This window comes from Pelagibacterium sp. (assembly GCF_965249125.1).
Classification (GTDB): Bacteria; Pseudomonadota; Alphaproteobacteria; order Rhizobiales; family Devosiaceae; genus Pelagibacterium.
Genome location: NZ_OZ252217.1, coordinates 1936212 through 1948830 on the forward strand (window position 1 = coordinate 1936212; position 12619 = coordinate 1948830).

Annotated in this window: 15 protein-coding genes; 10 read left to right on the forward strand and 5 right to left on the reverse strand. The window is 61.8% G+C overall.

Annotated features, from left to right (window positions below; genetic code table 11):
* Positions 1-150: 150 nt before the first annotated feature.
* From fabG to ACP148_RS09555, 5 genes are all read right to left on the reverse strand, one after another.
* Positions 151-888 carry a 3-oxoacyl-[acyl-carrier-protein] reductase gene (gene fabG, locus ACP148_RS09535; protein ID WP_421950672.1) on the reverse strand — a complete coding sequence of 246 codons (738 nt, stop codon included), beginning with the start codon at positions 886-888 and terminating at the stop codon, positions 151-153.
* A 19-nt stretch (positions 889-907) separates the two neighbouring features.
* Positions 908-1855, reverse strand: coding sequence for an ACP S-malonyltransferase (fabD, locus tag ACP148_RS09540; RefSeq protein ID WP_421950673.1), 948 nt, complete (start codon positions 1853-1855; stop codon positions 908-910).
* Between the two features lie 138 nt (positions 1856-1993).
* On the reverse strand, positions 1994-2182 hold the full coding sequence (locus ACP148_RS09545; RefSeq protein WP_421950674.1) for a hypothetical protein: 189 nt from the start codon (positions 2180-2182) through the stop codon (positions 1994-1996).
* The gene (locus ACP148_RS09550; protein ID WP_421950675.1) at positions 2179-2481 is read right to left on the reverse strand and encodes a type II toxin-antitoxin system RelE/ParE family toxin; all 303 of its coding nucleotides are present in this window, start codon (positions 2479-2481) and stop codon (positions 2179-2181) included. The genes ACP148_RS09545 and ACP148_RS09550 overlap by 4 nt, the downstream gene beginning before the upstream one ends.
* Entirely contained in the window at positions 2478-2750 is a 273-nt protein-coding gene (locus ACP148_RS09555; protein WP_421950676.1) for a YlcI/YnfO family protein, read from the reverse strand. Before ACP148_RS09555 ends, ACP148_RS09550 begins: the two co-directional genes overlap by 4 nt.
* Before the next feature lie 294 nt (positions 2751-3044).
* Between ACP148_RS09555 and rpsF the strand changes: the two genes are divergently transcribed.
* The 10 genes from rpsF (at position 3045) to ACP148_RS09605 (ending at position 12542) form a co-directional block, all read left to right on the forward strand.
* Positions 3045-3419 carry a 30S ribosomal protein S6 gene (gene rpsF / locus ACP148_RS09560; RefSeq protein WP_421950677.1) on the forward strand — a complete coding sequence of 125 codons (375 nt, stop codon included), beginning with the start codon at positions 3045-3047 and terminating at the stop codon, positions 3417-3419.
* 14 nt (positions 3420-3433) lie between these two features.
* Positions 3434-3688, forward strand: a complete 255-nt coding sequence (gene rpsR / locus ACP148_RS09565) for a 30S ribosomal protein S18 (RefSeq protein WP_421950678.1) — start codon at positions 3434-3436, stop codon at positions 3686-3688.
* A gap of 86 nt (positions 3689-3774) precedes the next feature.
* Positions 3775-4386, forward strand: coding sequence for a 50S ribosomal protein L9 (gene rplI / locus ACP148_RS09570; RefSeq protein ID WP_421950679.1), 612 nt, complete (start codon positions 3775-3777; stop codon positions 4384-4386).
* A gap of 288 nt (positions 4387-4674) precedes the next feature.
* A complete protein-coding gene (locus ACP148_RS09575) occupies positions 4675-6165 on the forward strand; it encodes a replicative DNA helicase (RefSeq protein ID WP_421950680.1) in 1491 nt (496 codons plus the stop codon).
* A gap of 78 nt (positions 6166-6243) precedes the next feature.
* Entirely contained in the window at positions 6244-7377 is a 1134-nt protein-coding gene (alr, locus tag ACP148_RS09580; protein WP_421950681.1) for an alanine racemase, read from the forward strand.
* Between the two features lie 92 nt (positions 7378-7469).
* Positions 7470-8864 (forward strand): DNA repair protein RadA, encoded by a 1395-nt coding sequence (radA, locus tag ACP148_RS09585; protein WP_421950682.1) that lies wholly within the window; start codon positions 7470-7472, stop codon positions 8862-8864.
* A 112-nt stretch (positions 8865-8976) separates the two neighbouring features.
* Complete coding sequence (locus tag ACP148_RS09590) at positions 8977-9585, forward strand: CvpA family protein (RefSeq protein ID WP_421950683.1); 609 nt, start codon at positions 8977-8979, stop codon at positions 9583-9585.
* Between the two features lie 193 nt (positions 9586-9778).
* Positions 9779-11239 carry an amidophosphoribosyltransferase gene (gene purF / locus ACP148_RS09595; RefSeq protein ID WP_421950906.1) on the forward strand — a complete coding sequence of 487 codons (1461 nt, stop codon included), beginning with the start codon at positions 9779-9781 and terminating at the stop codon, positions 11237-11239.
* A gap of 1 nt (position 11240) precedes the next feature.
* Positions 11241-11972, forward strand: coding sequence for an SDR family NAD(P)-dependent oxidoreductase (locus tag ACP148_RS09600; RefSeq protein ID WP_421950684.1), 732 nt, complete (start codon positions 11241-11243; stop codon positions 11970-11972).
* Between the two features lie 78 nt (positions 11973-12050).
* On the forward strand, positions 12051-12542 hold the full coding sequence (locus ACP148_RS09605) for a hypothetical protein (RefSeq protein WP_421950685.1): 492 nt from the start codon (positions 12051-12053) through the stop codon (positions 12540-12542).
* Positions 12543-12619 lie beyond the last annotated feature (77 nt).

A 12619-nucleotide genomic window follows, 5' to 3' on the forward strand; every position in this document is an offset into this window, starting at 1 on the left:
CAGGGAGAGCTCCCTTTTTGCGCAGCGGCGGATTTTCCGGGCTTTTCGCCCTATTTTTTTACTGCCGGCTACAGTGTGCCGGCGCAACTATCACACTTTGTTGTGCATGACCATATCGTCAAAGCAAGCGGACGCAAGTCCCTTTACCGATCAGATCATCACCATTCCACCGTTGACGTTGAGGGTATGGCCGGTGATGTAGGCCGCGCCTTCGCTGGAAAGGAACACAGCGGCGGCGGCAACCTCATCGGCTGTCCCGAGCCGGCCTGCCGGGACCTTCTGAAGAATGGTTTCCTGCTGCTTTTCGTTCAACTCATCGGTCATGGCCGACGCAATAAAGCCCGGCGCGATGGTGTTGACAGTAATGCCGCGGCTGGCCACTTCGTAAGCCAGAGACTTGCTCATACCGGCAAGGCCGGCCTTGGAGGCGGCATAGTTGCCCTGCCCCGGATTGCCGACGACCCCCACCACCGAGGTGATCGAGACGATGCGGCCAAAGCGGCGCTTCATCATGCCCTTGATGGCCGAACGGGTGAGGTGGAAGGGGGCGGTCAGATTGATCTTGAGGACGTCGTCCCACTCCTCGTCCTTCATGCGCATGAAGAGATTGTCGCGGGTCATCCCGGCATTGTTTATCAGAATATCGATGCCGCCCATGGCCTCTTCGGCCTGCGGCACCAGACGCTCGACCGAATCGAGGTCCGAGAGATTGCAGGGCAGAATGTGCTTTTTGCCCGAAATGCCCTTTGCGACTTCTTCGAGCGCGCCAACGCGGGTGCCCGAAAGAGCAATTTCGGCGCCCTGCGCGGCCAGGGCCCTGGCGATAGCCGAACCGATGCCGCCGCTGGCGCCGGTGACGAGGGCGCGTTTTCCGGAAAGATCGAACATTGTGGCGCTCCTTGGTTGGTTATGCGCGAGCGGCGAGGAAGGCTTCGATATCGGCCTGGGTGCCGATGGCCTGAGCGGCAACATCCTTATTGATACGTTTGGCAAGACCGGTGAGGACCTTGCCGGTGCCCAGTTCGTAAAGTTCGGCGACGCCGCCCTCCCCGGTGAGCCAGGATACAGATTCGGTCCATCGCACCATGCCGGTGACCTGTTCGACCAGACGACGGCGGATTTCGGCGGGATCGGTGATCGGGGACGCCAGAACATTGGCAACGAGGGGTACGGAAGGCGCCTTCATATCCACCATGGCGAGGGCCGCTTCCATGGCTTCGGCGGCGGGCTCCATGAGGGCACAATGGAAGGGCGCGCTGACCGGTAATGGCAGGGCGCGCTTGGCGCCGCGGGCCTTGGCCAGTTCCATGGCGCGTTCGATGGCGCTGGCATCGCCGGAGATGACCACCTGGCCGGGCGAATTGTCGTTGGCGACGTCGCAGACCGAACCTTCGGCGGCAGAGGCGGCGATTTCGCGGACGGCGTCCATGTCCAGGCCGAGAATGGCGGCCATGGCGCCCTGCCCGACCGGCACGGCCTGTTGCATGGCACGGCCACGGGTCTGAAGCAGGCGCGCGGTATCGGAGAGCGAGAAGGTTCCCGCCGCGCACAGAGCCGAATATTCGCCCAGCGAGTGACCGGCGACATAGCTGGCGGCATCAGCGACGGTCACGCCGTTCGCTTCGAGCACGCGAATGACGGCAATGGATGCGGCCATCAATGCGGGCTGGGCGTTTTCGGTGAGGCGAAGCGTGTCCTCGGGGCCTTCGAACATGATCTTCGAGAGGGACACACCGAGCGCATCGTCAACTTCCTCGAAAACGGCACGGGCTTCAGGATAGGCCTGGGCCAGATCGTGCCCCATGCCGACAGCCTGGCTGCCCTGTCCGGGAAAAGTGAAGGCCGGTTTGGTCATGACGTCCTCTCGCACATTCTTGGTCTTGCGGCAATTTAGGGGCGCCGTCGAACCGATGACAAGCGCCCTGCCCGCAGGTTGGCGCGCGAGGTGCCCGCAAAACCGGGCCAAGTCAAGGCGAAGCGCGGCAAAGAACCGCTATTTCTGTGCGAAGTCGAGCCCGGCTCGCTTCATAGCGGCCTCAACGGTGGGCAGCGATGCGGGGCCGACGCCGTGGAGGGCGAGGAATTCCGTTCGGGAGAGCCTGGCGAGGTCTTCGACCGACTTGATGCCGGTGCTGTCGAGCGCGCGCGTGGCGGGTCGGCTGAGTTTGGGGAGGTCGGTCACAGATAATCGTCCTCGAGCTGGTGGCGGATGGCGAGGATGCGGACTTCTTCAAGATCGTCGCGAACACGCAGCATGGCAAGATAACCCGAGCCGCCGAAAGGAATAGTGATTTCTCTTAGTGTCGGGTCCTCAGCATCGACGCGTCTGTAGCTATGAGGGAACAATCCCAGCCCGTCGAAGGCTTTGGCCAGAACCACAAGACTGCGTTCGGCGCTCGGCTTATGCTTTCGGGCGAGAAAGGCATAAAGCCGCTTGATGTCGTCGCGCGCGCCAGGCGTAATCTTGACGCTGTAGCTCACGAGACCTTTTTCTCTTCCGCCTGCTCGATGATTTCACGCAACTCTTCCAAGACCTGCTCGGCGCTATAATAGGTACCCGTAGCCTCTGCTTCGGCCTCCGCAGCCAGCGCTTTTTTCAGAAAGTCTCGCCGAATTTTGCGGCGCTGGACTTCATGGCGTACCGCGTCCTCCATAAAAGAGGAAAGCGTTTGGCCCTCATCGAGCGCGGCCTCGGCGGCCTTGCGCAGTTCGGGATCGACGCGCAGGGATGGGAATGTCGCTGTTTTCATGGCCAGCCTCGTGCGTTGCAATTGCGATGCACTTTAGCATGGGGCGTTGTGGGTGCCAAGGAAAGCCTTGCAATCGGCACCCATCCGCTATAGATGACGCCTGCATTCGTTTGGCCGGGGGCTGAACGGAGGGTTGTTCGTTGTGTCACAAAGGCAATGAACAATGGACCGATAGTTGCTGGTCCGGCCTCCCGTGTTCCCGCTCTTTAGTAGAACCTTTGTCGCCTTTCCATGGCTACAAGGAGGCTCCGCGCCGGCGATGCTTTTTGATGTAAGAAGTGAGAAAGGCATTCTATGCCCCTTTATGAGCATATCTTTCTGTCGCGGCAGGACGTTTCCGCGCAGCAGGTCGAAGACCTGACCAAGACCTATACCGACCTGCTGGCCGAAAACGGTGGCAAGGTTGCGAAGTCGGAATACTGGGGGGTCAAGTCGCTCTCCTACCGCATCAACAAGAACCGCAAGGCGCACTACACGCTGCTCAACATCGAAGCTCCGGCGACCGCCGTTGCCGAGATGGAGCGCCAGATGCGCATCAACGAAGACGTGCTGCGCTTCATGACCATCCGCGTGGATGAGCATGAGGAAGCCCCTTCGGTGATGATGCAGAAGCGTGACCGTGACGACCGCCCCGGTGGCGACCGTCCCCGCGGCCCGCGCCGCTTCTAAGGAGTAGATGAGTTATGGCTATTCGTGATCTTACCCAGTCCCAGACCCGTCGCCCCTTCCAGCGTCGCCGCAAGACCTGCCCGTTCTCGGGCGCCAATGCACCGACCATCGACTACAAGGATGTTCGCCTGCTGCAGCGCTATGTTTCCGAACGCGGCAAGATCGTTCCCTCGCGCATCACGGCCGTTTCGGCCAAGAAGCAGCGCGAGCTGGCCCGCGCCATCAAGCGCGCCCGCTTCCTGAGCCTTCTGCCCTACGCAGTGAAATAAGCAGCTATCGCTGTATTCGTTGGGGGCTGGAAATCGGTCCGGCCCTCTAACCGCCGCTTCAGGCGGGACAGCATTGGAGAAATCAAATGAAAGTCATCCTTCTCGAACGCGTGGGCCGCATGGGCTCCATCGGCGACGAAGTGACCGTCAAGGACGGTTTTGCCCGTAACTTCCTTCTGCCCCAGGGTAAGGCGCTCCGCGCCTCGGAAGCCAACCGCGCAAAGTTCGAAGCCGAGCGCCAGACCATCGAAGCGCGCAACGCCGAACGCCGTTCGGAAGCCGAAAAGAATGCCGAATCGCTCGACGGCAAGACCATCGTGATGGTCCGCCAGGCCGGCGAAACCGGCCAGCTTTACGGCTCGGTTTCGGCCCGCGATATCGCCGATGCGCTTCTGGCCGATGGCGAAAAGATCGAACGCAACCAGGTCGACCTCGAAGGCCCGATCAAGACCGTCGGCCTGCATGAGGTCGCGCTGAACCTGCACGCCGAAGTTGCGGTCAAGATCACCGTCAACGTCGCCCGCTCGGCGGACGAAGCCGAGCGTCAGGCCGCCGGTGAAAACCTGGCCCGCAAGGACTACAACGACGAGGAAGAAGAGTTCGTCTCCCTCGCCGACATGGAAGACGAAGACTACGCGGCAACGCAGGGCGAAGCCGCCGCTGCTGCCGAGGAAATCGAGCGCCAGCAGGACGCATAAGCGTTTCTTGGAGTATTTTCCGCGTTTCTTCGAATCGCGGCTCCAGGTTCTTGTTTGGTTGCGCTTCCGAACCGGATAAATGGTTGCCACTTATCCTGGAAGCACTCCGGCCATCGAATCGAAAAGGCCGGGCCCTGCGCCCGGCCCTTTTTGTTTGTCGAGGCGCGGGGAAAGTTATCCCCGTCCTTAACAGGGCAGCGAATCAGGTAGGCTGACAACCGCATCTTCCCCTTGCCTGCCAGCGCGGCGAGGTTAAGAGAAGGTGAACGCCAATTCCAAGAGACCGTTATGGAAGCTGTGAGACGGCTCGCGCCCGTCACGACCGAATCCGAACCTAAATACAAGTCCGCCCCGCACAACATCGAGGCGGAACAGGCGCTGCTTGGGGCGATTCTGGTCAACAACGAAGCCTTCTATCGCGTCTCGGACTTTCTCGAGCCCGACCATTTTTACGAGCAGATTCACCGGGCGATCTTCGAGGTGTGCGGCAAGATCATCAGGGCGGGCAAGACCGCGACGCCGGTGACCGCGAAGACCTATCTGCCCGACGACCTGCTCGAAGGCGTCACCATGGCGCAGTATCTTGCGCGACTGGCTGCCGAAGCGACGACGGTTCTCAACGCATCCGACTACGGGCAGGCGATCTACGACCTGGCGATCCGGCGCAATTTGATCCTGATCGGCGAGGAGGTGATGGACACCGCCTACAACGCCGACGTTGAAAGCTCGGCCCAGATCCAGATCGAGGACGCTGAAAAGCGCCTGTTCGACCTTGCCGAAAAGGGCCGATACGACGGCGGCTTCCAGGGCTTCAACCAGGCACTGATCGAAGCGATCAACATGGCGGGCGAAGCCTATTCGCGCGACGGATCGCTTTCGGGCACGGCGACGGGGCTGACCGATCTCGACCGGCTGATGGGCGGGCTGCAGCGCTCGGATCTGATTATTCTCGCCGCGCGTCCCGCCATGGGGAAAACCTCGCTGGCCACCAATATCGCGTTTGCCGTGGCCAAGGCCTACAAGGCAGAGCCGACCCCTGACGGGCACATGAAAACCGTCAATGGCGGGGTGGTCGGGTTCTTCTCGCTGGAAATGAGCGCCGAACAGCTCGCCACCCGTGTGCTGGCCGAGCAGTCCGAAATTTCCTCATCCGACATTCGGCGCGGCAATATTCACGAGAGCCAGTACACAAAGCTTGTGGACACCTCCAATATCATGGCGCAGGTGCCACTCTATATCGACGATACCGGTGGCATTTCGATTGCCCAGCTTTCGGCGCGGGCGCGGCGGCTGAAGCGGCAGAAGGGGCTCGACCTGCTGATCGTCGACTACCTCCAGCTTCTGTCGGGTTCGAAAAAGGCCGGCGAGAACCGCGTGCAGGAGCTCACGGAAATCACCACGGGGCTCAAAGCGCTGGCCAAGGAACTCGAGGTTCCCATCATCGCGCTGTCCCAGCTGTCGCGTCAGGTGGAAAACCGCGAGGACAAGCACCCCCAACTCGCCGATCTTCGCGAATCGGGATCGATCGAGCAGGACGCCGACGTTGTGCTGTTCGTCTATCGCGAGGAATATTATTTGGGCAACAAGGAGCCCAAGGAAGGCACGCAGGAACATCTCGAATGGCAGGCCGAGATGGAAAAGGTGCATGGGCGGGCCGAAGTGATCATCGCCAAGCAGCGCCATGGCCCGACGGGCACCGTGCAGTTGCACTTCCAGGCCAACCTCACCAGGTTTTCCAATCTGGCGCGCGAGGATTATCTGCCAACGCGTGGCGAATAGAAGAGCAGACCCCCTGCCCGGCTTGCCGCGCCCCTCGGTTTCGCGCTACGCCAGACCGGAAGGGATTCGGCGGACGTCATGACCAGTTCAAAGAGCATTCTCGGTGGCGGCATCACCATCGACCTCGATGCTATCGTGCGCAACTGGAAGGCGCTCGATACGGTGTCGGGCAAATCGCTGACCGGGGCCGTGCTCAAGGCCGATGGCTATGGCACGGGCGCGAAAGCGGTCGGTCGAGCCCTCTATAAGGCCGGGGCGCGGTTCTTTTTCGTGGCGACCCCCGACGAGGGCGTGGCGCTGCGCGCGGCGATCCCCAACGCGTTCATCTTCGTTCTCGACGGGCTGATCCCGCGCACGGCACCCGACTATGCGGCCCATGGCCTGATGCCGGTACTGGCCTCGATGAGCCAGTTGACCGAATGGCTCGATTTCTGCCTCAACCGCGGCAAGGCGGCGCCGGCGGCACTGCATTTCGACACGGGGTTCAATCGCGTCGGCTTTCGCATGAAAGAAGCCGAGCTTGTGGCGCGGGAATTGAACCAGTCCGGGTTCGAACCGCAGATGGTCATGAGCCATTTCGCTTGCGCCGATCAGCCGAGCCACGAGATGACCCGCAAGCAGAACGGACTGTTCCAGGGGCTGCTCAACCACTTCCCGGACGTCCCCGCCTCGATCGCCAATTCGGCGGCGGTGATGAGTTCGAAGGATTATCACTATCATCTCGTACGGCCCGGCATCGCGATGTATGGCGGCCGAGCCATTAACGGACGGCCCAACCCGATGGCGCCGGTGATCGAGATGAATGTCCCGATATTGCAGATCAAGGATGCGCGGATCGGGGAAACCGTGGGCTATGGCGCGGCCTATCGCCTGCGCCGCGACACGCGCATAGCCATCATGGCGCTGGGCTATGCCGACGGCTATTTCCGCGGACTGTCCGGCATTGGCGGGCAGATGGGCGGGCGGGTCGCCGTCAACGGCACCGTGGTGCCCGTACTGGGCCGGGTGTCGATGGACATGACGGCCATCGACATCACCGATGTCCCGGGCCTGGTGCAGCCGGGCGATCCCGTGGAGATTCTGGGACCCAACATCTCAATCGACGACGTCGCCGACGCGGCGCGGACCATCGGATACGAGGTGCTGACGACGCTGAATGGTCGCTTCCCGCGCAATTACATCAACGTGCCCGAAGGCGTATCGCTCGACTAGCGCGCGATCCTTGCCTTCGCCTTTGTTCCCATTTTGTTCTTGCATCGCCATTCCGGGAACTGTAGGGTTCTGACGAGTCCGGGGGATCGTATTTGGCCAAGTTGAAATCCAGTTATGTCTGCCAGTCGTGCGGCAACGTGACCCCGCGCTGGGCGGGGCGATGCGAAGCGTGCGGAGAGTGGAATTCCATCGTCGAAGAGGTCGCGACCTCGGGCGTCGGGGCCGGGCCCAAGGCTGCGGTTGCGTCGGGGCGCCCGGTGGAACTGGTGCCGCTTTCGGGGGAAAGCGAAGACGCCATCCGCATCGAGAGCAAGAATGGCGAGCTGGACCGTGTTCTCGGCGGCGGGTTCGTGATGGGGTCGGCCATCCTTGTGGGTGGCGATCCGGGGATCGGCAAATCAACGCTGCTGCTGCAGGCGGCCGCGTCGCTGGCGCGGCAGGGCAAGCGGGTGATCTATATTTCGGGCGAAGAGGCGATTGCGCAGGTGCGGCTGCGCGCGGCGCGGCTGGGGGTGGCCGACGCGCCGGTGGAGCTGGCCAGCGAAACCCATGTGGAAACCATTCTCGCCACCATCGAAAAGGGCAAGGCGCCCGATCTCGTCATCATCGATTCCATACAGACCTGCTGGACCGAGCGGGTGGAAAGCGCGCCCGGCACCGTGACGCAGGTGCGCACCTCGGCCCAGGCGCTGACCCGGTTTGCCAAGAAATCGGGCTCGGCGGTGGTGCTTGTGGGGCACGTGACCAAGGACGGGCAGATCGCCGGACCGCGGGTTGTCGAACACATGGTCGACGCCGTGCTCTATTTCGAGGGCGACACCTCGCTCACCTATCGCATCCTGCGCGGGGTCAAGAACCGCTACGGCGCGACCGACGAGATCGGGGTGTTCGAGATGGCTGGCTCGGGGTTGCGCGAAGTGCCCAACCCGTCGGCGCTGTTTCTCGACCAGCGCGACTCAGGGGCAGCGGGATCGGCGGTGTTTGCCGGGGTGGAAGGCACGCGTCCAGTGCTTGTGGAAATCCAGGCGTTGGTGGCACCCTCCCCGCTCGGCACGCCGCGTCGGGCCGTTGTGGGCTGGGATTCATCGCGGCTCTCGATGGTGCTGGCCGTGCTCGAAACGCGGTGTGGGGTGCGGATCGGGGCCAACGACATCTATCTCAATGTGGCAGGCGGACTAAAAGTCAACGAGCCGGCTGCCGATCTTGCCGTGGCGGCTGCGCTGATTTCCTCGCTGACCAATTCTCCCCTGCCCGCCGATGCTGTCTATTTCGGCGAGGTCAGCCTTTCGGGCGGTATTCGTCCGGTGGTTCACGCCAATCTGCGGGTGCGCGAGGCGGCAAAGCTGGGGTTCGGGTCGGTGCATACGGCCAAGCTCAACGCTTCGGAACGGACTGACGGGGTGGCGCTGAACGAATTTTCGGCGCTGGCCGAACTTGTGGGGCGGATCGCGGCGGCGGGCGAGCGGAGCATGGCCGATGCCGACTGATTTTGAGACACGCGGCCGTGTAAGCCTTGGAAATCCCATGCAATCGCTTGGCTTTGCCACATTTAACCGCTAAACGGACAGTCAAACAGGGCTTGCTGGAGAACCATCCCCCATGCTGACCGCTTTCGACATTGCCGTCGGAATTCTCGTTCTGATTTCCGCGCTGCTGGCGACGGCGCGCGGGCTGACCCGCGAAGTTCTATCGCTCGTCACCTGGGCCGGCGCGGCCGCGTTTGCCGCCTACATGTTCTTCTACCAGCCCCAGATCGCCCAGGAATTCGTGGCCGATCCATTATGGGCCAATATCGCCACCGTGGTCGTGAGCTTCATCGCTGCGCTCATCGTGCTGCACCTTTTGACAATGAAAATCGGCGATTTCATCACCGATTCAAAACTGGGCCCGCTCGACCGGACGCTCGGTTTCGTGTTCGGGGCGCTGCGCGGCATCCTGATCGCGGTCGTCGTCGTGATCTTTGCCGATTGGCTGATCGGGGAAAATCCGCCCAATCTGCCCTGGTACGGGGAGGCGCAATCACTGCCGACCCTGCGCTCGCTTGGTGACGGACTTATCTCGCTTCTGCCGGAAAATCTCGAAGAACAGGTCAATGATCTGCTGCAGGGAACCAATCCGATGGAAGACCCGGTGATCAGTGACGAAGAGGCCAACGATCCGCAGCCGGACGCGACACCGGAACCGCCGGCGGCGATCAACGGAGTGTGATATCGCCGCAGGCGGTACACGCCCATGTTGACTTGCTTGGGTCGGGAGCGTAAGCCCCCGACTGACGGAGCGATTTTTGCGAAGCGCGCAAGGCTTTGCGAACCGCTCCTTTTATGTCCTCGCATCAATGGTGGATAATTTGAGCACGCTCCACGCGACGACAGGCGATCACCTTAAAGGTCTTGCCCTTGAGATGGACGGCGACACGCTGCGCGAAGAGTGCGGCGTGTTCGGCATTTTGGGGCACGACGACGCGGCGGCGTTGACCGCGCTGGGGCTGCACGCCCTACAGCATCGTGGACAGGAAGCCGCCGGCATCGTCTCTTTCGACGGCAAGCGCTTCAGTTCCGAACGCCATCTGGGGCTGGTCGGCGATCACTTTACCGACGCTGCCACCCTGGGCCGCCTTCCCGGCAATATCGCCATGGGGCATGTGCGCTATTCGACGACGGGCGAGACGGTGCTGCGCAATGTGCAGCCGCTGTTCGCCGAACTCGAAGTCGGCGGCATCGCCATCGCGCATAATGGCAACCTCACCAACGGGCTTTCGCTGCGCAAGCGGCTGATCGCGCAGGGCGCGATCTGCCAGTCCACATCGGACACCGAAGTTGTGCTGCACCTGATTGCCCGCTCGCAACGGGCCGGTTCGGCGCAGCGGTTCATCGATGCGCTGGGGGCGATCGAGGGCGCGTACGCGATGGTCGCCATGACGCGCACCAAGCTGATCGGCGCGCGCGACCCCAACGGCATCCGGCCGCTGGTGCTGGGCGATCTTGATGGAAAGCCGATCTTTGCGTCGGAAAGCTGCGCTCTCGACATCATCGGCGCGAAGTTCGTGCGCGACGTCGAAAACGGCGAAGTGATCGTTTGCGAGATGCAGAAGGACGGCTCGGTTTCAATCGACAGCTTCAAGCCGTTCAAGGCGAAGCCCGAACGGGTTTGCCTTTTCGAATATGTCTATTTCGCGCGGCCGGATTCGGTTGTCTCGGGGCGTTCGGTCTATGGGGCGCGCAAGTCCATGGGCGTCAACCTGGCCAAGGAAAGCCCGATCGAGGCCGACGTCGTGGTGCCGGTTCCCGATGGTGGAACGCCGGCGGCGCTGGGCTATGCGCAGCAATCGGGCATCCCGTTCGAATACGGGATCATCCGCAACCATTATGTGGGCCGCACCTTTATCGAGCCGACGCAATCGATCCGCGCGCTGGGGGTGAAACTCAAGCATTCGGCCAACCGGGCGGTGATCGAAGGCAAGCGCGTCGTGCTGGTCGACGATTCCATCGTGCGGGGCACGACATCGCTGAAAATCGTGCAGATGATCCGCGATGCGGGTGCCAGGGAAGTGCACATTCGCGTGGCCAGCCCGATGATCTATCATTCGGACTATTACGGCATCGATACGCCCGATCCGGACAAGCTGCTGGCCAACCAGTATGCGACGCTCGAGGACATGTGCCGCTATATCGGCGCAGATTCGCTGGCGTTTCTTTCCATCGACGGACTCTATCTGGCCGTGGGCGGGGAAAAGCGAAACGCCAAGGCGCCCCAATTCACCGACCATTATTTCACCGGCGATTATCCCACGCCGCTCACCGATCTGGAGGGGCGCGACAAGAACGACCCCAAGCAGATTTCGATGCTGAGAGAAGCCGTATAGCATGACCGATACCAAAGACCTTGCCGGCCGCGTGGTGCTGGTGACCGGTGCCTCGCGCGGGCTGGGCTACGCCGCCGCCAAGAATGCCGCATCGCGCGGCGCACATGTGATCGCCGTGGCGCGGACCGTGGGTGGGCTCGAAGATCTCGACGATGACATCCAGGCTCTGGGGTCATCGACCACGCTGGTGCCGATGGATCTGACCGACGGCGAAGCGATCGACCGGCTGGGCGCGGCGATCTTCGAGCGCTGGGGCCAGCTCGATGGACTGATCGGCAATGCGGGCGCGCTGGGTGTATTGAGCCCCCTGCCCCATATCGCGCCCAAGGACTTCGCCAATGTGTTCGCGGTCAATGTGGGAGCCAATTACCGGCTGATCCGGTCGCTGGACCTGCTGCTGCGCCAGTCCGATGCCGGGCGGGCGGTGTTCATCTCTTCGGGCGCGGCGCTGTCGGCCAAGCCCTACTGGGGACTGTACGCAGCCTCCAAGGCGGCGCTGGACGCGATGGTAAAATCCTACGCTGGGGAAATGGCGATCACCGAGGTGAAAGCCAATATCTTTTATCCCGGCCAGGTGCGCACCGCCATGCGCGCCAAGGCGATGCCGGGCGAGGACCCCAAGACCCTGCCCTCACCCGACGAGGTGGCGCCAAAGATCGTCGATCTGGTTTCGGCCAATTACACAAAGACAGGCATGCGGGTGGATATCCTGCAGGGCGAAGAGCCGCTTTAAACTCCCAATCGACAGGACGGGTGGACTTTCCCCACTCGATCTGCTGAATGAAAGCGGCAGATCGTTTTGGGGGAAATCATGATCGCTCGTCTTTTCGGCATTGTTCTGGTCCTTGCGCTCGGCGCTTGTTCGTCAACGGGCACACTGACCACATCGTTCGACGCAGACGCGGCCGCGTTCATCAGGACCGCCGGTCAGGCAGAAGTCTCCGGCCAGGCTTTCCTGCGCCGGAACGACGGCATCGTTGTATACGGGGCGGGCAGCGAGGTGCTGCTCATTCCGAAAACCGCCTATTCCGACGAGAGGATGGAACAGATCTATGGATCTGGAAAAATATCCTACTTCGGTCGAACCTTCACCAATGACGATCCGGACTACTACAATTACGCGCGAACCGCGATTGCAGATGGCGAAGGGCGATTCAGCTTCGACAACGTCGCTAACGGCGATTACTACCTGATCACCACTGTGACGTGGATGGTTCAGTATGCCCAGCAGGGCGGATCGCTGATGGAACGTATTTCGGTGCAAGGCGGCCAGGACGTCAACGTCATCATGCGGGGCTATTAGAGCCGTTCAGGATTTGTTTGAATCAAATCCTCGGCTCTAACCCTTTGTGTTGTCGCGTGTCCGAACCGCAAAACCGT

Bases quoted from the DNA above. Each gene is read 5' to 3' on its own strand.
- fabG (WP_421950672.1), bottom strand. From the start codon at position 888: ATGTTCGATCTTTCCGGAAAACGCGCCCTCGTCACCGGCGCCAGCGGC.
- fabD (WP_421950673.1), bottom strand. From the start codon at position 1,855: ATGACCAAACCGGCCTTCACTTTTCCCGGACAGGGCAGCCAGGCTGTC.
- ACP148_RS09555 (WP_421950676.1), bottom strand. From the start codon at position 2,750: ATGAAAACAGCGACATTCCCATCCCTGCGCGTCGATCCCGAACTGCGC.
- rpsF (WP_421950677.1), top strand. From the start codon at position 3,045: ATGCCCCTTTATGAGCATATCTTTCTGTCGCGGCAGGACGTTTCCGCG.
- rpsR (WP_421950678.1), top strand. From the start codon at position 3,434: ATGGCTATTCGTGATCTTACCCAGTCCCAGACCCGTCGCCCCTTCCAG.
- rplI (WP_421950679.1), top strand. From the start codon at position 3,775: ATGAAAGTCATCCTTCTCGAACGCGTGGGCCGCATGGGCTCCATCGGC.
- ACP148_RS09575 (WP_421950680.1), top strand. From the start codon at position 4,675: ATGGAAGCTGTGAGACGGCTCGCGCCCGTCACGACCGAATCCGAACCT.
- alr (WP_421950681.1), top strand. From the start codon at position 6,244: ATGACCAGTTCAAAGAGCATTCTCGGTGGCGGCATCACCATCGACCTC.
- ACP148_RS09590 (WP_421950683.1), top strand. From the start codon at position 8,977: ATGCTGACCGCTTTCGACATTGCCGTCGGAATTCTCGTTCTGATTTCC.
- purF (WP_421950906.1), top strand. From the start codon at position 9,779: ATGGACGGCGACACGCTGCGCGAAGAGTGCGGCGTGTTCGGCATTTTG.
- ACP148_RS09600 (WP_421950684.1), top strand. From the start codon at position 11,241: ATGACCGATACCAAAGACCTTGCCGGCCGCGTGGTGCTGGTGACCGGT.
- ACP148_RS09605 (WP_421950685.1), top strand. From the start codon at position 12,051: ATGATCGCTCGTCTTTTCGGCATTGTTCTGGTCCTTGCGCTCGGCGCT.